This window comes from Pantoea sp. BJFS-204 (genome assembly GCF_049310725.1).
Taxonomy (GTDB): domain Bacteria; phylum Pseudomonadota; class Gammaproteobacteria; order Enterobacterales; family Enterobacteriaceae; genus Pantoea; species Pantoea agglomerans.
The window spans coordinates 1,117,713-1,140,524 of sequence record NZ_JBMOWE010000001.1 but is presented as its reverse complement, the minus strand read 5'-3'; the positions used below and the strand labels follow the sequence as shown (position 1 = coordinate 1,140,524).

The 22,812-nt window shown below is 57.1% G+C and carries 18 protein-coding genes; 9 read left to right on the top strand and 9 right to left on the bottom strand.

Going from position 1 to position 22,812, the window contains the following annotated elements:
* Positions 1–9: 9 nt before the first annotated feature.
* From ACO6VX_RS05165 to ACO6VX_RS05145, 5 genes are all read right to left on the bottom strand, one after another.
* Positions 10–876 carry an ABC transporter ATP-binding protein gene (locus tag ACO6VX_RS05165; RefSeq protein ID WP_010245006.1) on the bottom strand — a complete coding sequence of 289 codons (867 nt, stop codon included), beginning with the start codon at positions 874–876 and terminating at the stop codon, positions 10–12.
* Positions 848–1,753, bottom strand: coding sequence for an ABC transporter permease (locus tag ACO6VX_RS05160; protein WP_010670128.1), 906 nt, complete (start codon positions 1,751–1,753; stop codon positions 848–850). The genes ACO6VX_RS05165 and ACO6VX_RS05160 overlap by 29 nt, the downstream gene beginning before the upstream one ends.
* Positions 1,750–2,781, bottom strand: a complete 1,032-nt coding sequence (locus ACO6VX_RS05155) for an ABC transporter permease (protein ID WP_010245000.1) — start codon at positions 2,779–2,781, stop codon at positions 1,750–1,752. The genes ACO6VX_RS05160 and ACO6VX_RS05155 overlap by 4 nt, the downstream gene beginning before the upstream one ends.
* Positions 2,778–4,409: an ABC transporter substrate-binding protein gene (locus ACO6VX_RS05150; RefSeq protein WP_089414194.1), complete on the bottom strand. Its 1,632-nt coding sequence runs from the start codon at positions 4,407–4,409 to the stop codon at positions 2,778–2,780. The genes ACO6VX_RS05155 and ACO6VX_RS05150 overlap by 4 nt, the downstream gene beginning before the upstream one ends.
* A gap of 123 nt (positions 4,410–4,532) precedes the next feature.
* Positions 4,533–5,687, bottom strand: a complete 1,155-nt coding sequence (locus ACO6VX_RS05145; RefSeq protein WP_346462021.1) for a mandelate racemase family protein — start codon at positions 5,685–5,687, stop codon at positions 4,533–4,535.
* Between the two features lie 346 nt (positions 5,688–6,033).
* Between ACO6VX_RS05145 and ACO6VX_RS05140 the strand changes: the two genes are divergently transcribed.
* The 4 genes from ACO6VX_RS05140 to ACO6VX_RS05125 all read left to right on the top strand — a co-directional run bounded on the left by ACO6VX_RS05140 (position 6,034) and on the right by ACO6VX_RS05125 (position 10,295).
* Positions 6,034–7,149 (top strand): ABC transporter substrate-binding protein, encoded by a 1,116-nt coding sequence (locus tag ACO6VX_RS05140; protein WP_010670131.1) that lies wholly within the window; start codon positions 6,034–6,036, stop codon positions 7,147–7,149.
* 165 nt (positions 7,150–7,314) lie between these two features.
* Positions 7,315–7,722, top strand: coding sequence for a hypothetical protein (locus ACO6VX_RS05135; RefSeq protein WP_010244987.1), 408 nt, complete (start codon positions 7,315–7,317; stop codon positions 7,720–7,722).
* 12 nt (positions 7,723–7,734) lie between these two features.
* Positions 7,735–9,036 carry a PQQ-dependent sugar dehydrogenase gene (locus ACO6VX_RS05130; protein ID WP_010670132.1) on the top strand — a complete coding sequence of 434 codons (1,302 nt, stop codon included), beginning with the start codon at positions 7,735–7,737 and terminating at the stop codon, positions 9,034–9,036.
* Between the two features lie 626 nt (positions 9,037–9,662).
* Positions 9,663–10,295 (top strand): DapH/DapD/GlmU-related protein, encoded by a 633-nt coding sequence (locus tag ACO6VX_RS05125; protein WP_111534068.1) that lies wholly within the window; start codon positions 9,663–9,665, stop codon positions 10,293–10,295.
* A gap of 16 nt (positions 10,296–10,311) precedes the next feature.
* Here the strand turns inward: ACO6VX_RS05125 and ACO6VX_RS05120 are convergent, their stop codons facing one another.
* Both ACO6VX_RS05120 and ACO6VX_RS05115 read right to left on the bottom strand, forming a co-directional pair.
* On the bottom strand, positions 10,312–11,196 hold the full coding sequence (locus tag ACO6VX_RS05120; RefSeq protein WP_163798455.1) for an EamA family transporter: 885 nt from the start codon (positions 11,194–11,196) through the stop codon (positions 10,312–10,314).
* Entirely contained in the window at positions 11,193–12,326 is a 1,134-nt protein-coding gene (locus ACO6VX_RS05115) for an MFS transporter (protein ID WP_422457972.1), read from the bottom strand. The genes ACO6VX_RS05120 and ACO6VX_RS05115 overlap by 4 nt, the downstream gene beginning before the upstream one ends.
* 207 nt (positions 12,327–12,533) lie before the next feature.
* Here ACO6VX_RS05115 and ACO6VX_RS05110 point away from each other — a divergent pair, with 207 nt between their 5' ends.
* Both ACO6VX_RS05110 and ACO6VX_RS05105 read left to right on the top strand, forming a co-directional pair.
* Positions 12,534–12,989, top strand: coding sequence for a winged helix-turn-helix transcriptional regulator (locus ACO6VX_RS05110; RefSeq protein ID WP_033757616.1), 456 nt, complete (start codon positions 12,534–12,536; stop codon positions 12,987–12,989).
* A 354-nt stretch (positions 12,990–13,343) separates the two neighbouring features.
* Entirely contained in the window at positions 13,344–14,774 is a 1,431-nt protein-coding gene (locus ACO6VX_RS05105; protein WP_422457825.1) for a purine-cytosine permease family protein, read from the top strand.
* A gap of 92 nt (positions 14,775–14,866) precedes the next feature.
* Here ACO6VX_RS05105 and ACO6VX_RS05100 read toward each other — a convergent pair whose 3' ends face one another.
* A complete protein-coding gene (locus ACO6VX_RS05100) occupies positions 14,867–16,189 on the bottom strand; it encodes an MFS transporter (protein WP_010670137.1) in 1,323 nt (440 codons plus the stop codon).
* 191 nt (positions 16,190–16,380) lie between these two features.
* A complete protein-coding gene (locus ACO6VX_RS05095) occupies positions 16,381–17,394 on the bottom strand; it encodes a GT-D fold domain-containing glycosyltransferase (RefSeq protein ID WP_179257562.1) in 1,014 nt (337 codons plus the stop codon).
* 668 nt (positions 17,395–18,062) lie between these two features.
* On the opposite strand from ACO6VX_RS05095, the gene ACO6VX_RS05090 reads away from it, so the two are divergent.
* The 3 genes from ACO6VX_RS05090 to ACO6VX_RS05080 all read left to right on the top strand — a co-directional run bounded on the left by ACO6VX_RS05090 (position 18,063) and on the right by ACO6VX_RS05080 (position 22,805).
* Positions 18,063–20,420, top strand: coding sequence for a membrane-bound PQQ-dependent dehydrogenase, glucose/quinate/shikimate family (locus tag ACO6VX_RS05090; RefSeq protein WP_191921260.1), 2,358 nt, complete (start codon positions 18,063–18,065; stop codon positions 20,418–20,420).
* A 308-nt stretch (positions 20,421–20,728) separates the two neighbouring features.
* Positions 20,729–21,709 carry a TIM barrel protein gene (locus tag ACO6VX_RS05085; RefSeq protein ID WP_022625661.1) on the top strand — a complete coding sequence of 327 codons (981 nt, stop codon included), beginning with the start codon at positions 20,729–20,731 and terminating at the stop codon, positions 21,707–21,709.
* Positions 21,710–21,764: 55 nt separating this feature from the next.
* Entirely contained in the window at positions 21,765–22,805 is a 1,041-nt protein-coding gene (locus ACO6VX_RS05080) for a substrate-binding domain-containing protein (RefSeq protein WP_031592324.1), read from the top strand.
* Positions 22,806–22,812: the final 7 nt, after the last annotated feature.

Here is a 22,812-nt window from a genome sequence, read left to right as displayed (position 1 = left end):
CGTAACTCCTTAGTCAGTTAGCCAGCTGGCGTGACGTTGTAACACAGGCAGACGCGTGCGCCGCCGATCAAGGTCGGGCAGTGCTGCCAGCAGTCCCTGGGTGTAGGGATGCTGCGCGCGGTCAAGTTCGCTGGCGGCCAGCGACTCCACCACGCGCCCGGCATACATCACCAGCACCCGATCGCAGAAGCTGCGCACCAGATTGATATCGTGACTGATAAAAATCAGTCCCAGACCGCGCGCTTTCACCAGATCATCCAGCAGCGCCAGCACCTGCAGGCGAACCGAGACATCCAGCGCAGACGTGGGCTCATCGGCAATCACCAGTTCCGGCTCGGTGATCAGCATCATGGCAATCATCACGCGCTGCCCCTGACCTCCGGAAATCTCATGGGGATAGAGCTGATATACCCGTTCAGGATCGCGGATCTGCACCTCCTCCAGCATCGCCAGCGCCCGCTGACGTGCCGCCGATTTCTGGCCGCGATGGTGACTGCGCCAGGCTTCGGCAATCTGTTCGCCAACCCGGATCACCGGATTCAGCGAATATTTCGGGTCCTGCATAATCATCGAGATGCGTTTGCCACGAATAGCGCGCATCTCTGCCGGGCTGGCGTGCAACAGGTCGATATCGCCAAACTGCATCCGGCTCGCCTCAATGCGCGCCTTAGCCGGATGCAGCTGCAGCAGGGCGCGACCCACGGTCGATTTACCGGAGCCGGACTCACCGACAATCGCCAGCTTCTCCTGACCGAGCTGAAAGGAGACGCCACGCACCGCCGGGGTTATCTGGCGTCCGTTAACAAAGTTCACGTGCAAATCGCGCACGTCGAGCAACGGCGAGGCGTTACTCACTGCGGGGATCGAGCAGGTCACGTAGGCCATCTCCTAAAAAGTTAAATGCCAGGCTGTTAATCAGGATCGCCAGACCGGGAACGGTCACCACCCACCAGCACTCCAGCATGTAGGTGCGGCCACTGGCGATCATCGCGCCCCATTCCGGATCCGGCGGCTGCGCGCCCAGCCCGAGAAACCCCAGCCCGGCGGCGGTGAGAATAATGCCCGCCATGTTCATGGTGATGCGGATAATCACCGACGGCAGGCAGAGCGGAATAATGTGCTTCCAGAGCACCCGCAGCGGCGACGCGCCCTGTAAGCGCACCGCCGAGATAAAGTCCGCCTGACGCAGCGACAGCGTTTCAGCGCGGGCCAGACGGGCAATGGGTGGCCAGGCGGTGAGCGTAATGGCGATCACCACATGCTCCAGACCCGGCCCCAGCGCGGCAACAAAGGCCAGCGCCAGTACCAGGCTCGGGAAGGAGATAAAGATATCGGTGACGCGCATCAGCACGCCGTCGACTTTGCCGCCAAAATAACCGGCGGTGACGCCCAGTAGCAGGCCCAGCGGCCCGACGGTGACCGATACCAGCAGCACGATGTAGAGCGTGATGCGTGCGCCCCACACCAGACGACTGAAGATATCCCGGCCAAACTCGTCGGTGCCGAACCAGTGGGCCGCGCCGGGAGGCGTCAGCGCATTGTTCAGATCCTGAACCAGCGGGTGATACGGCGCGATCCAGGGCGCGAACAGCGCCACGATGCAGAGCACCAGCACAATGCCACCACCAATCGCGGTCAGGGGATTACAGGCCATGCGCCAGAGGAAATAGCCGCAGCGGGCAGCAAAACGCTGACAGCGCACCAGCCGCTCACGGGAATGACTCACAGACGCAGCGTCAAAAGAGATCGTCATACTTTGGTCCTCGGATCGAACACCTGATAGAGCAGGTCGGAGATCAGGTTAAGCAGCACAAAAATCAGGCCCACCACCAGCACACAGCCCATCACCGCATTCATATCGCCCAGCATCAGGCTGCCGGTGAGGTAGGAGCCAAAGCCGGGCCAGGAGAAGACGGTTTCAATCAGCACCGCGCCCTCCAGCAGCGAGCCATAGGCCAGCGCCACCACGGTCAGCAGCTGCACCAGGATATTGCGGAAGGCGTGCTGCCAGATCACCTGCCATTCAGTCAGGCCTTTGACCCGCGCGGTCAGAATGAACTCCTGCGACAGCTGCGCGAGCATAAAGCTGCGCGTCATGCGGCTGATATAGGCCATGGAGTGAAAGCCAAGCAGCGAGGCGGGCAGCACCAGATGATTCAGCGCATTCCAGAATACCTGGCTGTTGCCCGCCAGCAGGGCGTCAATCAGCATAAAGCCGGTGCGACGTGGCACGATGCCATCCAGGCTGAAGTCCACCCGACCTGCGCCGCCGACCCAGCCGAGATGGGCATAGAACAGCAGCAGGCCAATCATGCCGACCCAGAAGATTGGGGTGGAGTAACCGGCCAGGCTGAGCATCCGCACCACATAGTCGATGACGCTGTTGCGACGCGCCGCCGCCAGCACACCCAGCGGCACGCCCAGTCCTGCGCCAATCACAATCGCCAGCGTGGCCAGCTCTACGGTTGCCGGAAAGACGCGCACAATGTCATGCACCACCGGCTGACCGGTGAGCAGCGCATGGCCGAGATCGCCATGCAGCAGCGCGTTAAGGTAGATGCCAAACTGCACCCACAGCGGTTTATCAAAGCCGAGCTGGTGATAAACCTGCTGATAGGTGGCCTGATCGGCGTCGGGGCCGACAATCGCCAGCACCGGATCCAGCGGCATTACCCGGCCAATAAAAAAGGTCAGCAGCAGCAGGCCGAACAGGGTAATCACTACCTGCACCGCGCGATGGCTGATGCGGCGGCACTGAGTTCGGGTCAGGGTAAGGATCATAGGGTGCCTCCCGCTTTGGCTTCAGGGGTTTTCCAGACATCGCGGAGGAAGGTGGTCGCTGAGGGATGCGGCTGATAAGCCTGCACCCGGTTGCTGACCACCACGGAGTCGAGCATTTGTGAAATCGGCATCAGTGCAGGTACCAGCTGGTCATAGCGCTGCTGGATGGCGTAATAGGCCTGCTGCTGGCGGGTTTTGTCGCGCTCCACCAGCGCCTGATCGATCATGCTGTTGAGCTGCGCGTCATAGAAACCGGTGCGCCAGCCCTGGAAGTTGGTCAGCCGGGCGCTGTCAGCATTATTCGGGTTATAGACCAGCGCGCGCAGGCTGGAGTGGGGATGCGGCTCCACGCCGCTGCCGCCGCGTCCGACCAGCAGACTGAACTGGCGGTCGCGCATCGCGCCATAGATCTGGTTACCGGTGCCGGTGATGATTTTTGCGCGGATCCCGCCCTGGAGCAGCGTCGACTGCACGGCGATGGCGATGTTCAGAAAGGGCTGATCGGCCAGCACCCGCAGCGTGGTGTCGAAGCCGTCCGGATAACCCGCTTCAGCCAGCAGTGCGCGGGCGCGCGGCACATCGAGCCGGTAACCGGGATCGGGCAGCGTGGCGGGCATGCCAGCCTGAATCGGGCGCTGATGCAGCTCGCCATAGCCGGTCATCAGACTTTTATTGATGCCCTGATAATCGACCAGGTAGCGTACCGCCTCCCGCACTTTGATATTGTCGAAGTGCGGATCTTTCATGCTCATCGCCAGGTAGTAGATCGTTCCTTTTCTTACCGCATCAATGGTGAGGTCGGGGTCGTGCCGCAGGGCGCGCACGTCGGGGATCGCCATGTTACTGGCGATATCCAGATCGCCTTTCTCCATCATCAGCCGCAGGGTCTGCGACTCCTGTAGATGGCGGAACACCACCCGCGACATCTTCGCCTCGCCGCGCCAGTAATCAGCCGCACGACTCATGCGCAGCACATCTTTTGCCTGCCATACATCCAGCCGGAACGGGCCGGAGCCCGCTTCATGGGTAGTGAGCCAGCGGTTGCCCCAGTCGCCATCCACCTCATGCTGCTGCACTGTTTTGCTGTCCAGCACCACCATGCTGCCCAGCGCCGCCAGCGAGTAGATCACCAGTTGCGGATCGTTAGGTCTGGGCAGGGTGATCACCAGCGTGCGGTCGTCGGGTGCGGTAATCATCTGGTCAACGTTGTCACGGCTGAAACCGTACGATTTCCACACCGACGCCTGCGCCAGGTTCAGATGCAGCACCCGCCGCATCGACCAGACTGCATCGGCGCTGGTCAGCGGATTGCCGGAGTGAAACCTGACGTTGTCGCGCAGGTGAAAAGTCAGAGTGCGGTTATCCGGACTGACTGACCAGCGTTCCGCCAGCGCCGGGCGCACCTCGGTGAGTTGCTGCGGGTTCAGCTCGACCAGTCCGTCATAGAGATTCACGACAATGCCGACCACTTCGTTGCCGGTCATAGCGGCCGGATCCAGGGTGAGCAGGTTATTCATATTCATGCCGACGATCAGCTGGTCATCCGGGGTCTTTGCCTGGATTGACGCGCTGCCCGTCAGCACCAGCAGCGTGATCAGCCACGCGCCACATCGTTGTGTCAGGGTCATAGGTAAAGTCCAGCAGGTCAGAGGTTTTCCCGTTTACGACTCTGCCTGCTGCTGGCCACCGGGATGGCAGGCAGCAGGCGGGCGACGGGGTTATTATTGTTTGCCGTACTTCGGTAGTGCGATTTACCAGCGGTTCAGCGTGTGCGTCTCAATCCAGCTGAAGTTAATATCCTCACCCAGCCCGCTGCGGGTCGGCAGGGTGACAAATCCCTGATCGTCCATCGGATCGATCAGGCTGTTGAGGTAGGCGGGCGGTGTTTCATAATTCAGGAAGGGATGCAGCAGGCCGCGCTCATACCAGCGGCAGTTACGGATCGCCCCGACCACCGCCAGGCTGGCCGCACCGTTACCGTGCACTTCGCAATCCATGCCAAAGGCTTCAGCCAGATTCGCCACTTTCAGGGTGGGCGAGATGCCGCCTACGCCGTTGGCACCGGCTCGCAGAATGTCGCAGGCTCCGGCACGCACCCAGTCGGCGCGGCTGTGATGTTTACCGCCCAGGCTCTCCGGACCAAGCACGTCGATAGAGAGGTTTTCGGCCAGCCAGGCGTAAGAGGCCATGCTCTCTTCCTCCATCGGCTCCTCGAACCAGGCGAAATTAAGCTTTTCCAGCGCCTTGCCGATGGTCAGCGCGTCACTGCGGCTGTACCAGTGGTAGCCATCCAGCATCAGCGCGATATCGGGTCCCACCGCTTCACGCACCGCCGCGCAGGCTTTGATATCCATCGCCGGGCTGGGTGCGAAGGAGACCGGCGGCATCCAGGTGTGTAGCTTGATCGCCTGATATCCGCGCGCCACCAGCTTTTCCGCGAACTGCGCATACTCATCCGGTGTTGATAATCCACCGCTCAGCTCGTCACCACACATGGTGCTGCCGTAAGCCGGGATCTTCTCGCGATAGCCGCCCAGCAGTTTGTGGACAGGCTGTTTCAGCTTCCGTCCAATCAGATCCCACAATGCCTGCTCCACAGCGGAGAGCGCCCGCTCGGTGAGCTGATGGGCGCTGCCGCGCTGCCAGTGCACCAGATCCTGCCAGAGACGCTCCCGGTCAAAGGCGTTCTGACCGATCAGCACTTTGCGGAAAAAGGCATTAACCACATGGGATCGCACCACTTCCGGCGGCGCAAAGGCGTAACCACAGTCGCCTTCCTCGCTGGTCAGGGTCAGTAGCGCCATCTGCGCATCATTTTCCGGGCCAGGGTGGGAGTGTCCGGCGCTGTCGGCGCAGCGCTGGGTGGGATAGGTAAAAAGGGTGACATCAATGGCGCTGATCTTCACGGTTAAGCTCCTGTGGCAGTCTGTCCTGATGAATTATTAAAACGCTGTTTCATTTTCAATCTAGCCTTCACAATTCATTAACGCATTAGCCAAAACGATACGATTAATGGCTAATATGTGTGCAACTGCCCAGGGTGTTGTGAACATATTCACGAAAGCTGACCGTTTTGTGAGCAGCGACACGCTGCGCTTTTTCCTCTCAAGGGATCACTTTGAGTGCAACTCCGCCAGTTAACCCTGCAGCAAAAAACATTTAACCGGATGACTTCCCCTGACCGCTGTTTTAGGTGATAGTAACGCCGCTTTACATTAATAATTCTCATTATCATTTGTGCGGGTTTTTACAATGAAAAAATGGTTTTTAGCGCTGGGGCTGCTCACGCTGGCAGGGACGGCTTCGGCCAAATTGATTACCGATGTCGCAGGCCGTCAGGTCGAGGTGCCGCAGGAGGCAAAACGCATTATTCTGGGTGAGGGCCGTCAGATGTATCTGCTGGCGGCATTTGATACTGATGCCCCGTTTAAACGGGTGATTGGCTGGCGTGATGACTTCCCGAAAGCGGACTGGGACGGCTATCAGGCTTACGAAAAACGCTATCCGGAAATTAAAAAATTACCGACCTTTGGCGGGGCGAAAGATGGCACTTTCAACGTCGAGCAGGCGTTAACCCTGAAGCCCGATCTGGTGCTGATGAATCTGGAATCCAAAGCCGCCACCGATGAAGGCAAGCTGATTGAAAAACTGCAGGCAGTAGGCGTGCCGGTGGTGTTTATCGATTTCCGCGAAGCGCCGATGGTGAATGCGGAGAAAAGTATCCGCATCATGGGCGAACTGGTGAACAAACCGGCGCGTGCCCAGGAAATTATCACCTTCCGCCAGCAGCAGATTGACCTTGTCACCTCGCGTCTGAAGAACTTCACCGGCTACCGCCCGAAAGTGATGATTGACCGTGCAGGCGGCTACAGCGACGAGTGCTGCATGTCGTTTGGCAATGAAAACTTTGGTCAGATGGTTGAGATTGCGGGCGGTCGTAACATCGCTAAAGATCTGATCCCTGGCACCTTCGGCACCGTTAACCCGGAACAGATTATCGCCAGCCAGCCGGATGTGGTGGTGGTGACCGGCGCTAACTGGAAGAATTACAATACCGTGGGCAAATGGGTCGGCGTCGGTCCGGGTGCCAATGTCACCGAGGCTACCGCGCGTCTTAAGGGGCTGATGATGCGCGATGCCTTTAAAACCTTGCCGGTGGCGCACAACGGCAATGTCCACGCCATCTGGCATCAGTTCTACGACAGCCCTTACCAGTTTGTGGCTATCCAGGCGCTGGCGAAATGGCTGCATCCCGATCTGTTTGCCGATCTGGATCCGGACGCCACCTTCCGCACGTTCCACGAGAAGTTCCTGCCGCTGCCTTATCAGCCAGGATACTGGGTCACTTTACCCGCTGATAAACCCTGACTGACCGGCGATGACAGGGACGTCATCCGCCTGATTTGCAATTCCTCCCGAATAAACCCTCTGTTTCTCTTCAGATTTACTAATCTTTTACAGGCGCGGAGTCAGTTGCTCTGAGCAGCGCGACGTCTGACGCGGTCCGCATTCACGTTAAAAATGGAGAGAAACATGCGCAATACCCTGGGAAGATCGGCCTTTGCCGTGACGCTGTACGCTCTGCTGGAGCCGGTGCCGCTGGGCTTTTTTGTTGCGGCCTGGCTGTTCGATATTCTCTATAGCCAGACCTTTGTGCTGTTCTGGACGGATGCCGCAGGCTGGCTGATTGCGCTGGGACTGATACTGGCGATTGTGCCGCGACTCATCGCGCTGGTTTATCTGTTCCGCGGCAGTGACAGTGCGGAAAAGAGTCATTTCTGGCTCTGGCTGGTGGCGATTGTGATCGCTATCGTCAATGCGTTTATTCACAGCCGTGATGCCGCCGCTGTCATCCCGCTGGGCGTGACGCTTTCGACGCTGGTGGTAGCGCTGCTGCTGCTGGCGAATGTGCAACTTGCGTTACGTCAGCGTAGCGCTTAAGGAGGAGCCACCATGAAGATACCGCATAAAACGTTGCTCGCGCTTACCCTGACAGCACTGCTGGCAGGCTGTGATGATGGTGCGCTGGTCGATCCGCAAAAGCAGATCGGACCGAATCCCGAACTGCCGCAGGCACAGAACTTCTTTATGCCGCCGATGCAGGTGCCGGAAGGCACGCCGTGGAAAGCGGGCGAAATGCCAAAAGTGGCTGACGGGCTGAAAATCGAAAAGATCGCTGACAATCTGCAGCATCCGCGTCAGGTTTATGTGCTGCCGAATAACGATGTGCTGGTGGCGGAATCCAACGGCCCGGCCAAACCCACCACCCGGCCTAAACAGCTGATTATGGGCATTGTGCAGAAAGCGTCAGGTAAGGGCGGCGCTGGCGGCAACCGGATTACGCTGCTGCGCAACGTCAATGGCAAATGGGAGCAGCACCGCTTTATTGAGAATCTGCACTCGCCGTTTGGTATGCAGCTGATTGGCAATACGCTTTACGTCGCGAATGCTGACAGCCTGGTGAAGTTCCCCTATCGCGAAGGGGAGACGGAGATCCGCACCGCGCCTGAAGAGGTGACGGAACTGCCGGGTGGGCCGATTAACCACCACTGGACCAAAGCGCTGTTGGCCAGCCCCGATGGCAGCAAGCTCTATGTGGGTGTCGGCTCCAACAGTAACGTCACCGAGAACGGCATTGGCGCAGAGTATCGCCGCGCCGCGGTGCTGGAAGTGGACGCGGCCAGCGGTGCCAGCCGGATCTACGCCAGCGGATTGCGCAATCCGACCGGCTTACAGTGGGAACCGCAGAGCGGAAAACTGTGGGCCATCGTCAACGAGCGTGATGAAATCGGCTCCGATCTGGTGCCTGACTACATGACCTCAGTGCAGGACAAAGGCTTCTATGGCTGGCCCTACAGCTACTTTGGTCAGCATGTGGATACCCGTGCCGAACCGCAGCGTCCCGATCTGGTTGAGAAAGCGATTAAGCCTGATTATGCCCTGAGTTCGCATGTCGCTCCGCTGGGGCTGCTGTTCTACGGCGCAGATAACATGCCGCAATACCAGGGCGGTGCGTTTATCAGTGAGCATGGCAGCTGGAACCGTACGCCGCTGAATGGCTACAAAGTGGTGTGGGTGAAATTTGAAAACGGCAAGCCGGTGGGTCAGCCGCAGACGGTGGTCTCGGGCTTCCTGACGGACGACGAAAAGCAGGTGCGTGGATTACCGGTCGGTCTGGCCAGCGACAAACAGGGCGGTGTCCTGATTGCTGACGATGCGGGTAATACCGTGTGGCGAATCAGCGCCGCGAAGTAAGCATTGCGCTGTTTTTTTAAGCAGAAAGCAGGCATAAAAAAAGGATTTGGCATTTCGCCAAATCCTTTATTTTTTGTTCGCTACCCGGCTGGTAACCGCGCTGCGAACGAGGTGCTCAGCACTCTCCACAAACAAGATTGTAAAATGTGCGGCTAAGGATTTCAAGTTTCGCCAAAATGCTGTATGTTTATACAGGTGTTGAGTGTTGAGCATCGCCTCATTGTCGACTGGCCGCTCCCAGGGGCACGGTTTTAAAATCCCGGCAGGCATCAGGTGGTGCTGGCCTGTGGCTTTAACCATGAGTGCCGCTCAGCTCTCTCCACAAAGATGTGCTTAGGCGCCCGGCGGGTAGAGTCAAAGCCCTGGTTGCCGAACAGCGCGCTCCTGTAAAAGGAGAAGGAAAGTGATGGAACTGACTAAGCTGATTCTGGATCTTATCCGGGTCATCTTGCAGATCATCGTTGCCCTTATGCAACTGACCGGTCACGCAGGTTAACCGGAACTTGAAACAAGGCGGAGCTAACCACTCCGCCTTTTTTCTTTGTCAATTCTCTGTCATCGGATGTGGGTAAGGTGGTGCGGCAAAGCACGCCGCCGGGGCGCTGCTTATCCAGACCGGGAGTTTTATGTCCATTGCCGCCGTTATGCCCGCCCGATTAGCGCACACATGGATTGATGAGAGTGTGAAGATGCGCGAAACCACTGTGGGTCAGCAGTGTGAGATCCTGGCGCACAGCACGCTGGAGTATAGCGTGCTGGGTGACTTCTCCTATGTCGGCGAACACTGCTGCCTGGCCGATACCCAGGTGGGGCGCTTCTGCGCCATTGCTAATCAGGTGCGCATTGGCGCGCCGAATCATCCTATGGACCGCGCCTCCCAGCATCGCTTTACCTACTGCCCGGAGTATTACCACCCCGACGCCCGACGCGATCAGGGCTTCTTTTCCGCCCGTCGCGCCGATCGGGTGATAATCGGTCACGATGTGTGGATAGGTCACGGCGTAATTGTGCTGCCTGGCGTCACCATTGGTGATGGTGCGGTGCTGGCTGCGGGTGCAGTCGTGACGAAAAACGTCGCGCCCTACAGCGTCGTGGGCGGTGTTCCGGCCAGGCCACTGCGGGTGCGCTTTACACCGGCTATCGCCGCCCGTCTCCAGCGCATTGCCTGGTGGAACTGGCCGCTGGAGAAACTGCTGGCGAATCTGCCCGATTTTCAGCACGGTGACATCGAAGCGTTCTGCCAGCGGCACGGTGCATAGCCACCCCACGGCGCCGTCAGCCGGTTTGTACGCCGAAATAGCGCACAACCCGCTGGCCATAGAGCCCGACGGCCAGTCCGGCGACGATCAGCAGCAGCGCGGCGATTTTCTGAGGTGAAACCGTTTCGCCAAATATCGCCACTGAACCCAGGATGCCGAACACCGGTACCAGCAGCGACAGTGGCGCGACCGTTGAAACCGGATAGTGTTTCAGCAGCCAGTTCCACACCCAGTAGCCCAGCAGGGTATTGGGATAGACCTGAAACAGTATCGACAACACCGCCTTCACATCCAGTTGGGTGAAGAGTGCGTGATAGCCCGCGCCGCCATTGACCAGCCCGTCCAGCAGGAAGAGTGGAATGGGTGCAAAGGCGCTCGACCAGACCAGAAAAGCAAAAACCTGCCGGGTGCCCGCTTTTTTATTGATGATATTGGCAATACTCCATGCGACCGCGCCTGCCAGCACCAGCAGCATGCCGGAAAACGTCACCGAGCCATCGGTAATGAAAAAAATGCTCAGCAGACCGGCGCAGGCCAGCGCACACCCGGCGATCTGATAGCGGTTAAGACGCTCTTTAAATACCCAGCCACCGAGCAGCAGCGTGAAGAAGGCGCTGAACTGCAGCAGCAGTGAGGCGATGCCTGCCGACAGTCCGGTTTTAATTCCCAGATTCACCAGACCCCACAGGCCAATCCCGAAGACCAGGCCATAGCTGATCAGGTAGCGCCACGGCACGTCCGGTTTCTTAATAAAGAACAGCGCTGGCAGGGCGCAGAGCGTAAAACGGATGCCTGCCAGGATAAACGGGTCGACCGCCTGCAGGCCGAGTTTGATAACGGAAAAGTTAACCCCCCAGATGGCGGTGATCATGACGGCGAGCAGCAGATGCGTTAATTTCATGATTGACGTACTCCGGACCAGCAGAGAAAGGCAGAGGCACTGACCGCTGCACCGGCATAGCAGACAGCCTGCCATCCCCAGTGTGTATAAAGCTGAGTGGCGGCGATGGCCCCCAGCGCACTGCCCAGCGAGTAAAAGCACATATAGGCACCCACCAGACGACTTGCCGCCTCGGGTCGGGCGGCCACGATCAGGCTCTGATTAATCACATGTACCGTCTGGACGGCGAAATCGAGCAGGATCACCCCGAAAATCAGCAACAGTAACGAGGTGTGAAGCGCGGCTATCGGCAGCCAGGAGAAGGTCAGCAACGCCAGGGCTAAGCCAGTGGCACGCTGCCCCAGGCCCAGGTCAGCCCATGCGCCTGCTCTGGAGGCCGCCAGCGCACCGGCAATTCCGGCCAGGCCGAACATCCCGGTCTGGGTGTGTGACAGTGACAGGGCGGTAAGTGGCAGTACCATCGAAGACCAGAGCATACTGAAGGCTGCAAAAATCAGCAGCGCCAGGATCCCTCGTCTGCGCAGCTGCGGTTCCGTGAGGAAGAGACGGAAAACGGACAGTAAGAGGTGAGGATAAGATGTGCGCCGCGTCTGACCTGCTGTGGCGGGCAGCACTTTCGCCAGGATGAGCGAGATCAGGAGTAACAGGCAGGCAGCCGTCAGATAGACCGCCCGCCAGCCCGCCAGGTCAGCAATCATCCCGGAAACAAACCGCGCCAGCAGGATGCCGATCACGATGCCACTGGTCACGCTACCCACCACCTGTCCGCGCTGTTCTGGCGATGCCAGCATGGCGGCCCACGCCACCATTAGCTGCGTGACCACCGCCATTAATCCCACCAACAGCATTGCGCAGAGCAGCGTCATCAGGTCTGGCGCAACCGCAGCAGTGATTAACGCCAGCACGGAAAGCAGCAACTGGGTAATCACCAGTTTTTTGCGGTTCACGCAGTCGCCCAGCGGCACCAGAAAGACCAGCCCGAGGGCGTAGCCGCTCTGCGTAGCCGTTACCACTGTGCCAATGGTGCCGGTGGAAACCTGCAGGCTGGCGGCGATCGACTCCAGCAGAGGCTGTGCCGAGTAAACATTGGCGACCGCCAGCGCAGAGGTGAGTGAGAAAAAAAAGATCATCCGGGACGAGAGCACCGGGATCGCGGCTGGGGGCGAATCGGCTTCAGGATCACGCATCTTGCCAATCGTACAGGTCATGTTGCTTTCCTTTCTGGTTTTTATTTGAAACTGGATTGGCGATATCTTTAACCGGGCTGGTTTTTTTTTGCAACTTCTTTTCGGAGTGGCTAAACTGCCATCATGAGACAGGCAGCGTGAGAGAAGAGCATGGCTAAGCAGGAATCCCTGAGAACCAGCGAGTGTCCGGTCGCCAGAACCCTGGAGTCGATAGGTGAGCGCTGGTGCATGATGATCGTGCGTGAAGCCTTTGATGACGTCCGCAGATTCAGTGACTTCCAGCGGAATTTGGGGCTGGCGAAAAATATCCTGGCGTCACGCCTGAAGCAGCTGGTGGAGATAGGGGTGTTTGAGATTGCGCCTGCCTCCGACGGCAGCGCCTACAGCGAATATGTCCTGACCGAAAGAGGCCGTTCGCTGTTTCCGGTTGTGGTCGCGATGCGCCAGTGGGGCGAGCGTTACCTGTTTGAGAAGGGCGAAACCCACTCCGTGCTGCTGGATAATGCGGAAGGAAAGCCGCTGCCACGCCTGGAGGTTATCTCTTCACAGGGGCAAAAACTGGAACCGGCCGACTGTCATCGTCAGCGGGTAGTGGCTAAAGGGTAACCGTCAGGGTTTTTCCTCTTCCGCACACTCTGAAACTGACAGGCCTGACATCGTACGCGTTACCCGATCATCGCTGTCGCCTGTAGCGGTGATCGAACAAAATGCCTTACTCCCGTTTTACGCCCCGCCATAAGGGCGTTATCCCCCGGAAACAGGTCCCCGCGCTCCCTCATCCTTTCCTGCCCCATCATGACAGGCCTGTCGATATCATCACATTTTCCAATGACCGGTTGCCTTGTAACTTCCCGATGCGCATGACAATATCGCTGCTTGTATAGACATGTACTCTCAACCCTGGATTGGGCAAATCACGCTTTCAGTCAACACGTCTCTCACTGTTCCAGCGAGGAATCTATGTCGGTCAAATCATCTGTATCAGATTATTCAGGCTCAGAGAAACAGGGCCTGTCAGAAACCCGCTCCATTGATTACATCCCGCTGGGTGAACGTCATGGTCATCCCTTTAACCAGTTCACGCTCTGGTTTGGTGGCAATCTGCAAATCACGGCTATTGTCACGGGTGCGCTGGCCGTGGTGCTGGGTGGAGACGTCGTGTGGTCTCTTATCGGCTTACTGGTGGGGCAGATTCTGGGTGCAGCGATCATGTCTTTGCATGCGATCCAGGGTCCGCGCCTGGGTTTACCGCAGATGATCACCAGCCGTATGCAGTTTGGCGTGTTTGGTGCTGTTATTCCTCTGGTGCTGGTGTGCATTATGTATGTGGGATTTTCAGCCAGCGGGACAGTATTAGCCGGGCAGGCGCTGGCTAAACTTATCCATGTCAGTCATTCAACCGGGATGATCCTGTTCAGCACCCTCATCGTGATCATTGCGGTGCTGGGCTATCGCGTGATTCATCAACTGGGCAAGCTGGCGAGCGTCATTGGCGTTTTAGCCTTTGCTTATCTGTTTATCACGCTGTTCTCTGCGCATGACTTATCAGCCGTGTGGCAGAATCAGCACTTTACCCCGGCAAATTTCCTGCTGGCGGTCTCCCTGTCTTCATCCTGGCAAATTGCCTTCTGTCCTTATGTCTCTGACTATTCACGCTATCTGTCAGCTGATGTCTCCGCAAAGAAACTCTTCAGTTCAGTCTTTTTTGGCACCGTACTTGGCACGCAGGCGTCAATGACGCTGGGGGTGATTGTCGCTGCCATTGCCGGAAGTGCGTTTGCAGGCAATGAGGTCGGTTACATCGTGAGCATGGGTAGCACGGCGACCATGGCCATGGTGATTTATTTCGCCATTTGCTTTGGAAAAATCACGTTTACGACGCTGAACGCCTACGGCAGTTTTATGTCACTGACCACCATTGTCTCTGGCTTCCGGCAGAAAACCACGCTGAGTCGGGGTGGGCGCATTCTGTTTGTGGTGCTTATGGTTACGCTGGCCTGCGTCATTGCTCTGCTCAGTGAACCGGCCTTTCTGAAATCCTTCACCCACTTCCTGCTGTTTCTGCTGGCTTTCTTTGTGCCGTGGAGCGCGATCAGCCTGACCGATTTCTATCTGATCACCAGGGGCAGAGTTGATGTCCCGGCACTGTCGCAGCCGGACGGGCGCTATGGACGCTGGAACCTGGCCGGCATTACCGTCTATTTTCTGGGCGTGCTGGTGCAACTGCCGTTTATCGATAATCCGCTGCACCATGGATCGCTGACCTGGATTTTTGCCGGTAATGATGTCTCGTGGATCATCGGATGGTTTGCGACGGCACTGTTATGGCTGATCGCCAGCCGCTGGGATCGTCGGGGCATCCCCGAACAGTCAATTTATCCCGCCCAATAACAAGGTCAGGCCGCCTGAGGGGCTGCCTTTCAGGGAGTGTCACTCTTCGCGGGTGTGTGATCACCCGCGTGTCAGGAAATCCTCTTTTAAGATCAGGCCGCAGAAACGTCCGCTGCGCCGGTCTGCGCCTCGGCCACCAGCGGCTTCTCCGGTTGCAGCAGCGTCATTGCCAGCATACTGCCAAAGGCGATCAGCGCGGTGACGGTAAACATCGCGTTGTAGCCGTAATATTCCGCCAGCCAGCCGCAGAGCATCGGAGAGATAATCGCTGCCAGATTGGCTATCGCCAGCGTCATGCCACTGTAGGTACCCACCGACGCTTTAGGGGTGACATCAATCACCACCGACCAGTAGACATTGTTTACCAGTGCATTCAGCGCATTGCCCAGGGTCATCAGTGCAATAATCCCCGCAGCCGACTGCACATAGGGGATCGCCATAAAGCAGCAGGCGGTGCCGCACAGCGTGACGGCGGCAAACAGATTGCGCGCCAGACGCAGATTACGGAAGCGAGCCAGCAGGGCATCGGCAATGCGACCGCCCAGCAGCACCGTGATACAGGCGCCGCTCCACGGGATCATCGCGACGTACCACAGTGAGTGCAGGTCGTAATGGAAATTATCCTGCAGATATTTCGGCATCCAGGTCACCAGGGTAAAGGTGATGTAGAGGAATGAGAAGTAGCCCAGCGCGTTGCAGACCAGGGTGCGGCTGGTAAAGAAGCGCCACCAGGGCAGTGGTACGCTGTCGCCAGCGCTGCGGCGCTGACCGGTCTGGATAAGCTGACGTTCTGCGGCGTTGGTATGTGGACTTTTCTCCGGGCTGTCGCTGAAGGTGCGGGCAAACAGCGCCATCGCCAGCAGGGAGAAAACACCGAGCAGGATAAACATCATGCGCCAGTCATGGGTCAGCAGCAGCAGGCCCACCGCAATCGGGGCGGTCAGCAGCGCGCCAACCTGGGTCGAGAGCAGGCCGATGCCCAGCGCAAAGCCGCGCTCATTATCGGGTGCCCAGTGAGCAATCGCCTTGTTCATCAGCGCATAGGCCGGGCCTTCGGAAAAACCAAACATAATGCGAAGGGCAGCAAAGCCCATAATGGCGGATCCGCCAAACAGCGCCATGCCCAGTTCCCCCGCCCAGGCGGTGGCGATCTCCAGCAGCGACCAGAGTACGCCTGCCAGCAGCCAGACTTTTTTCGTGCCGATACGGTCGGCAAGAAAGCCGCCACACAGCGAACCAAACAGATAGCCAAAGCCAAAGTAGCCCAGCACTGCACCGAGCTGGACTTTGCTGAAGTGATACTCCGCCGCTATGGCGTTGGCCGCAAACGACAGGGCGCCGCGATCGATATAGTTGATCAGGGCGATCAGGAACAGCAGTGAAAATATGGTGTAACGGTAACGGCTGGTTGTCATCTCACTTCTCCTGATTAAATGTCTCAGGAGAGCAGAAGCAAAATTGATGCCGGAAAGGGTATTTATCCGGCAAACCGCGGACAAGCACAGGGTTAGGGCCGCTGAGCCCGCTCCGAAGGGGGTTAACTGATCCCGCTAATAATTCGCCTGCGCTTCAATGCGGTGCAGCCGCTGCCTGTCGGTGGTGAGGCTCAGGCGGCGTTATGATGGTTGGGGCTGACGTGTGGCAGCGGGATAACCACGGCTTGCGTGACTGCTTCTGTATCAGCCGTCCCGACCTGGGGTATTTCGCCAACGTGTTGTAAAATCTGCTGCTGATAAGTCGCATCTGCCACCGTAGTCTGTTCACTCAGCAGTACGCCCGCCTCATTGACGTTTTTTCCGTCCACTTTTATTTTGCTGGTGGCACTGGCCAGCATCCACTCATATTCAATATCGACGTGGCCGCTATCAATACAGCGGATACCGTGCTGACTTAAATCATATGCCAGCACGGTTGCGGTCGGCCCTAATGAAATCAAGACCAGGTCAAAGTTGACGGCATTCTTTAAAACGGTATCAAACAGACGATCATAGACGGAAAAGGCATTACGGTTCAGCGTCGTAATACGTTTCACTTCGCTGGCTCCCTCCAGTAAATCATTGCCTAATCCCAGACGTGTGCCACTGCCTTCCACAATTAATACCCGGCGGCCCTGATAGAGCTGTTTAAACTTATCAAATATCGTCCGGGATAATTGCTTGCCTTTATAATCGTGATAGGGACGGGTCACCGAGGTATTTCCATACTGGTACTGTTTATTCAGCAGAGCCTCATAATATTTAAAATAAAATGATTTATGGAAGAACCAGAACAGGGCCGACCCGCTCCGCATATTACGGGTGGTACGAAAGGCATCCGGCAGACAGATCAGACAGTTCGGATTGGCCCCTGAATCCTGCTGCAGCAAGGCTTTTAGCCGTGCAGAGAGATTCGGGTCAAATGGCTGAAAACCGATATTTTTATACCAGGTCATTTCCAGTTCACCGTCGCCATAACGGGCCAGGGATAATTGTGGGTTACGTAATAACAGATCGACAGTCTCTTCTATCGACATAACGGAATAACGCTTTACCCGTGCCTGCGCGGCAGGATAGCGAATGGCAGCATTAAGAAACTTAAAAGGGAAACGAAACTTGCGATAAATAGCGTGAAGTGCGGTCATAGTTAACCTGCCTGGTTTATTGCTGCCAGAAAAATCCCGCCTGCTGGCCGGATAAACGAATATAAGAGAGCTGATATATATCACAGATAAAATAAGCGTCATGCTACGGAATATCTGAAATCGTTTTCATCGGCAAAATCCCTTTGTTCATTAATCTATTTCCTGAGTGTTATTTTTCAGGAAAATAATAAAAAACGCGTTCAGGCTGGCACAATTAAATCATTTGAACAGCAGCAACACCGCACCAGCGTTGATGAAGCCGCCAAGAATAACAGCAGGGCAGTAACATTCCCGATTTCAGCAATAAGAGTTATTTCAGAACAGAGTTAATAAACCATTATGATTATTTGACTCTGAAAAACTTTCGTCGGGCACACTTTAGCTGGCGTTACAGAAGGGCGGCTTGTCTGTTAATTAATCGCCTTTGAACAAAAGGTGCGGTCATTAGCAGCCTATGGTTAATTTTTTGTGATGGATATCCCGTAATCAGCCCTTCAGAAAGTAAAAAAAGCGGCCTGACCGCATTAACAGGTGACATTTATAATAAATATTTCTAATGATTAACGCTTATACACGTTTTTACATATTTCGTGCGTAAGTTAAAATCTCGTTGAATTTATGTTTCCAGCTTAACCTTTCAATTGCCGCTAATGACCCGAGGATGGATCATGATCAATAAAATAACCAGTATAATCATGGTGATATTTGCTATCGCCCTGATTTACATGGGAGGACAACTCCTGCTTGCAGGAGGCAGCGCGTTCTATGCGCTGATGGGCGTGGGCGTTCTGCTCAGCGCGATTCTGCTGTTGATGAACAAACGCAGTGCACTGACGCTTTATGCGCTGCTGATGTGGATCACTCTGTTCTGGACTATCTGGGAAGTGGGCTTCGACAAATGGCAGTGGATCCCGCGCGGCGACCTGTTTGGCGTGCTGGGTCTCTGGCTGGCGCTGCCGTGGGTGGTGCGTCCGCTCTATCAGGGGCAGCGTCGTTTCCATCCTTTCCTCGGGGGTTCCGTCGTCCTGATGGTGCTGCTGGTCATCGGTCTCTGCTTCTACGATCCGCTGCCGCAGCAGGGCGCCATTAATACGCCGCGCAACGCCTCTGCGACCGGCGGTGCCGCTGAAGAGTGGAGCGCCTATGGCGGAACCACAGATGGCCAGCGCTTCTCGGCGCTGAAGCAGATCACTAAAGATAACGTGAAAGATCTTGAAGTGGCCTGGACCTATCACACCGGCGACCTGCGTCAGGGTGATGATGCGACCGAATACACCTTTGAAGCGACACCGCTGAAAGCCAACGGCATGCTCTACTTCTGTACGCCGCACAACGAAGTCCATGCTCTTGACCCGGAAACCGGTGCGGTGAAGTGGAAAACGACGCCGGATAAAAACCGCTCTTATCTGCAGCAGCACCAGACCTGTCGTGGCGTGAGCTACTTCGATGCCGGTCAGCAGGCGCAGCAGCAGACGGGCGCATCGCCGGCCATCTGCCGCAAGCGTATTTTCAATGCCACCACCGATGCCCGCCTGCTGGCGCTGGATGCCGATACCGGTAAAGCCTGTGCTGACTTTGGTGACAACGGTGTGGTGAATCTGCGCGCCAACATGGGCGAGGTGCGTCCGCACGCGCTGATGCAGACTGCCGCGCCACTGGTGGCAGGCAACCTGGTGATTGTCGGCGGTTCGGTGATGGATAACGGCTTCAACAGCGGTAACCCATCAGGTGTGATCCGTGCCTATGATGCCGTCAGCGGTCGTCTGGTGTGGAACTTCGATCCGGCTAACCCGGATAACACCGCACCGGTCGCTGAAGGGGCAACCTATCCGCAGGATACCCCGGTCGCCTGGGCCACCCTGAGCGCCGATCTGAAAAACGGCCTGGTCTATGTGCCGTTTGGTAACGCCTCGCCGGATGAAGTGGGACTTGAACGCGATCCCGCCAGCAACACTGAAAAATTCCGTGATGCGCTGGTGGCACTGGATCTGAAAACCGGTGCGTTCAAATGGCGTTATCAGAGTTCGAACCACGACCTCTGGGATCGCGATAATCCGTCACAGCCGTCGCTGGTGGACATCAACTATCAGGGCAAACCGCAACCGGCGGTGATCCTGCCGACCAAAACCGGCAACCTGTTTGTGCTGAACCGCCTGACCGGCGAACCGGTTTATCCGGTAGAGCAGGTTAAGGTCTCCACGGATGGTATTAAAGGCGAGCAGTATGCGGCGACCCAGCCGGTCTCCAGCCTGAACTTCATTCCGCAGCCGCTGACTGAGAAGTCAATGTGGGGCATTACGCCGTTTGACCAGATGGCCTGCCGCACCACGTTCCGTGAGCTGCGCTATGACGGTAACCCGTGGACGCCACCAACGGAGAAAGGCTCGCTGATCTTCCCGGGCAACATCGGGGTGTTTAACTGGGGTTCAGTAGCGGTTGATCCACAGCGTCAGATGCTGATTGCGGCACCGGTGCGCCTGGCTTACAAATACAACCTCATCAGACGCACGCCGGAAACCGAAACCCAGCGTACCTTCACCAAAGATGGTACGCCGTACTGGAATGAGAACTTCCACGGTGACTACGCTATCCACATCCAGCAGATGGCGTCGGGTCTGGGTATTCCCTGCATCGCGCCACCGTGGGGACGGATGGTCGGTGTGGATCTGACCACCGGCAAAACCGAATGGCTGCGTCGCGTCGGCACCACCAAAAACCTCAAGACCAGCTTCCTGCCTGGCCGCTTCCCGCTCGGTTTCCCGATGGGTATGGTGGCGCACGGCGGACCGCTGCTGACGGCGGGTGATCTGGTGTTCCACGGCGCAACGGCAGATAACTTCTTCCGTGCTTACGACAGCACCACCGGCGAACTGCTGTGGCAGACTGAACTGAGCGCGGGTGCGCAGGCCACGCCATCCACCTTTATGGGCAAAGATGGCAAGCAGTATGTGGTAATTGCCGCGGGCGGCCACGGCTCGCTCGGCACCACGGCGGGCGACAGCGTTGTCGCTTTCCGTCTGAAGTGATTTTTTAAAAAACCGACCCGCTGAGCGCCGCCCTGGCGCTCAGCTTTTTTTTATGCTTCTGCCTGTCAGATCTCACACCCGGCTTCGCGCGACAACCTGTTGTATTTCATCTCAATTCTTTCATCTCCGCATTCACATCATCTGATAACGCATCGAAACCATTTCGTGACAGCGCTCCCGCTTTAACGATTTCTCCTGCCTGACAGACTTGCGCATTAAGCCGCGAGGCGTAGATTAATATATGACTTCACAATTAATCGTGAATACGAAAAGTACTTCACAATACGCACTCTGAAGGATTGATGCTCATGTCGGAACTGAAATTTGCTACCCGTCTTAACTCTTTCGCCTCGGGGGCGCACCTCTACTGGCCGGATCAGCAGGGTAAGCCCTCTGTGCTGCAGATGGTTGCCCGTGCAGGCAAGGTCAAAGGCTTAACGCATCTCGACCTCAACTTTCCGCAACATCTCACCAGCGATATCCCCACACTGCGCCAGGCGATCAGTGATGCGGGTCTGGCCGTTAACGGTATGCAGATGCGCTGGGACGCGCCGCAGTTCAAAATCGGCGCGTTTACGCATCCCGACGCGAAAGTGCGTCGCGAAGCGATTGAGCTGACCAAACGGGGCATTGACGCGGGTCGGGAATTTGGTTCACGGCTGATGACGCTGTGGATGGGGCAGGACGGTTTCGATTACTGCTTCCAGGCGGACTATAAGAAGATCTGGGAGGATGCGGTCAGCGCCGTGCGTGAAGTGGCGGAGTATGCACCGGACGTTGACGTCAGCATCGAATATAAACCCAATGAGCCACGCGCCTACAGCATCTTTCCCAACGCCACCACCTGTCTGCTGGCCGTGGAAGAGGCGGGCTGCGCCAACCTGGGGATCACCCTGGATTTTGCTCATGTACTGTTTGCCAATGAGATCCCGGCTTACGCCGCCGCCATGGTGGCGCGCCGCTCACGGCTGCTGGGGCTGGACCTTAATGACGGCTGGGGCAAGCGTGATGACGGCCTGATGGTCGGCTCAGTTAACCCACGCGCCACGCTGGAGTTTCTCTGGCAGATGCAGCGTGATGGTTATCGCGGTGCCTACTACTTCGATACCTTCCCGGATGCCAGCGGTCTTGACCCGATCCGTGAAGCAGAAAGCAATATTGCGACCGTGACTCGTCTGCTGAGGCTGTGTGACCAGCTGCACGACAACGCGGCGTTACTGGCGGCCATCGGGCGTCAGGATGCGGTGGCCTCTCAGCAGATCGTCAATGACATCATGCTGGCGCGCTGACAGCCGATTAATCATAAAAACATCACACCTCTACCCAACACCCTGAGAATAAAAAATGAAAAAACGCCTGCTTGCTCTTATCGCCTCCTCACTGCTCTGCAGCACGGTTTATGCGGCAGAACTGGCACCGCTGCAATCCGATACCGAACCGGATCGCACCGACTGGACCCAGCTCGACACCAAATATGGCGCACTGCCAAAAGTCGATAAGTCGCTGAAGATTGGCGGGGTATCGAAAACCCTGACCAATGAGTACTGGCGCTCACTCGGCCAGGGCTACCAGAACGCGGCGAAAAAGTATGGTTTCACTGTCGCTTATCAGGCGGCGGCCAATGAAGACGATCAGCTTGGTCAGCTCTCCATTGCGGAAACCCTGATCTCGCAGGGCTTTAACGGCCTGCTGGTTTCGCCGCAGACCGATATCAACCTGGAGCCTGCACTGGAGAGTGCCAACAGTAAAAATATCCCGGTGGTGAACGTTAATGATGCGGTGATGCCGAATGCGCGCTACTACGTCGGCAACGTCCAGAAGGACAATGGCGTGCGGGTGGCGAAATGGTTTATTCAGCACCATCCGCAGGGCGGCAAAGTGGCGGTGATTGAAGGGCAGCCAGGGGTTTATGCCGCCGGACAGCGCACCCGTGGCTTTAAAGAGACGCTGGACAGCGCCGGTAAGTTCACCATCGTGGCCAGCGTGCCCGCTAACTGGAGTCGCGAGCAGGCCTTTAACGCCGCATCGACCATTCTGCAGCAGCATCCTGATTTAATCGGCTTCTACGCCAACAACGACACCATGGCGCTGGGCGTGGTGGAGGCGGTACGCGCGCAGAACAAAGCATCACAGGTGGCCATCTTTGGCACTGACGGTATTTCCGATGCCTACGCCTCGATTAAGCGCGGCGAGCTGACCGGCACGGTCGACAGTTTCCCGGTGCTGACCGGTGAAGTGGCGATGGACGTCATTATCCGTCTGATCAACGGACAGAAACTGTCGCGCGTTGTTTCGACACCCCAGGCGCTGATCACCAAAGAGAATGTTGAGGCGTTCTCAACCAAAGACAACAACCGGTTGCGTCAGCTGCTGGCTCAACAATAAGTCAGCG

What these genes read in the sequence shown, in the direction of transcription:
- ACO6VX_RS05160 (WP_010670128.1), bottom strand. Translation starts at nt 1,753, where the DNA reads ATGACGATCTCTTTTGACGCTGCGTCTGTGAGTCATTCCCGTGAGCGG.
- ACO6VX_RS05155 (WP_010245000.1), bottom strand. Translation starts at nt 2,781, where the DNA reads ATGATCCTTACCCTGACCCGAACTCAGTGCCGCCGCATCAGCCATCGC.
- ACO6VX_RS05150 (WP_089414194.1), bottom strand. Translation starts at nt 4,409, where the DNA reads ATGACCCTGACACAACGATGTGGCGCGTGGCTGATCACGCTGCTGGTG.
- ACO6VX_RS05140 (WP_010670131.1), top strand. Translation starts at nt 6,034, where the DNA reads ATGAAAAAATGGTTTTTAGCGCTGGGGCTGCTCACGCTGGCAGGGACG.
- ACO6VX_RS05135 (WP_010244987.1), top strand. Translation starts at nt 7,315, where the DNA reads ATGCGCAATACCCTGGGAAGATCGGCCTTTGCCGTGACGCTGTACGCT.
- ACO6VX_RS05130 (WP_010670132.1), top strand. Translation starts at nt 7,735, where the DNA reads ATGAAGATACCGCATAAAACGTTGCTCGCGCTTACCCTGACAGCACTG.
- ACO6VX_RS05125 (WP_111534068.1), top strand. Translation starts at nt 9,663, where the DNA reads ATGTCCATTGCCGCCGTTATGCCCGCCCGATTAGCGCACACATGGATT.
- ACO6VX_RS05120 (WP_163798455.1), bottom strand. Translation starts at nt 11,196, where the DNA reads ATGAAATTAACGCATCTGCTGCTCGCCGTCATGATCACCGCCATCTGG.
- ACO6VX_RS05115 (WP_422457972.1), bottom strand. Translation starts at nt 12,326, where the DNA reads ATGATCTTTTTTTTCTCACTCACCTCTGCGCTGGCGGTCGCCAATGTT.
- ACO6VX_RS05110 (WP_033757616.1), top strand. Translation starts at nt 12,534, where the DNA reads ATGGCTAAGCAGGAATCCCTGAGAACCAGCGAGTGTCCGGTCGCCAGA.
- ACO6VX_RS05105 (WP_422457825.1), top strand. Translation starts at nt 13,344, where the DNA reads ATGTCGGTCAAATCATCTGTATCAGATTATTCAGGCTCAGAGAAACAG.
- ACO6VX_RS05100 (WP_010670137.1), bottom strand. Translation starts at nt 16,189, where the DNA reads ATGACAACCAGCCGTTACCGTTACACCATATTTTCACTGCTGTTCCTG.
- ACO6VX_RS05095 (WP_179257562.1), bottom strand. Translation starts at nt 17,394, where the DNA reads ATGACCGCACTTCACGCTATTTATCGCAAGTTTCGTTTCCCTTTTAAG.
- ACO6VX_RS05090 (WP_191921260.1), top strand. Translation starts at nt 18,063, where the DNA reads ATGATCAATAAAATAACCAGTATAATCATGGTGATATTTGCTATCGCC.
- ACO6VX_RS05085 (WP_022625661.1), top strand. Translation starts at nt 20,729, where the DNA reads ATGTCGGAACTGAAATTTGCTACCCGTCTTAACTCTTTCGCCTCGGGG.
- ACO6VX_RS05080 (WP_031592324.1), top strand. Translation starts at nt 21,765, where the DNA reads ATGAAAAAACGCCTGCTTGCTCTTATCGCCTCCTCACTGCTCTGCAGC.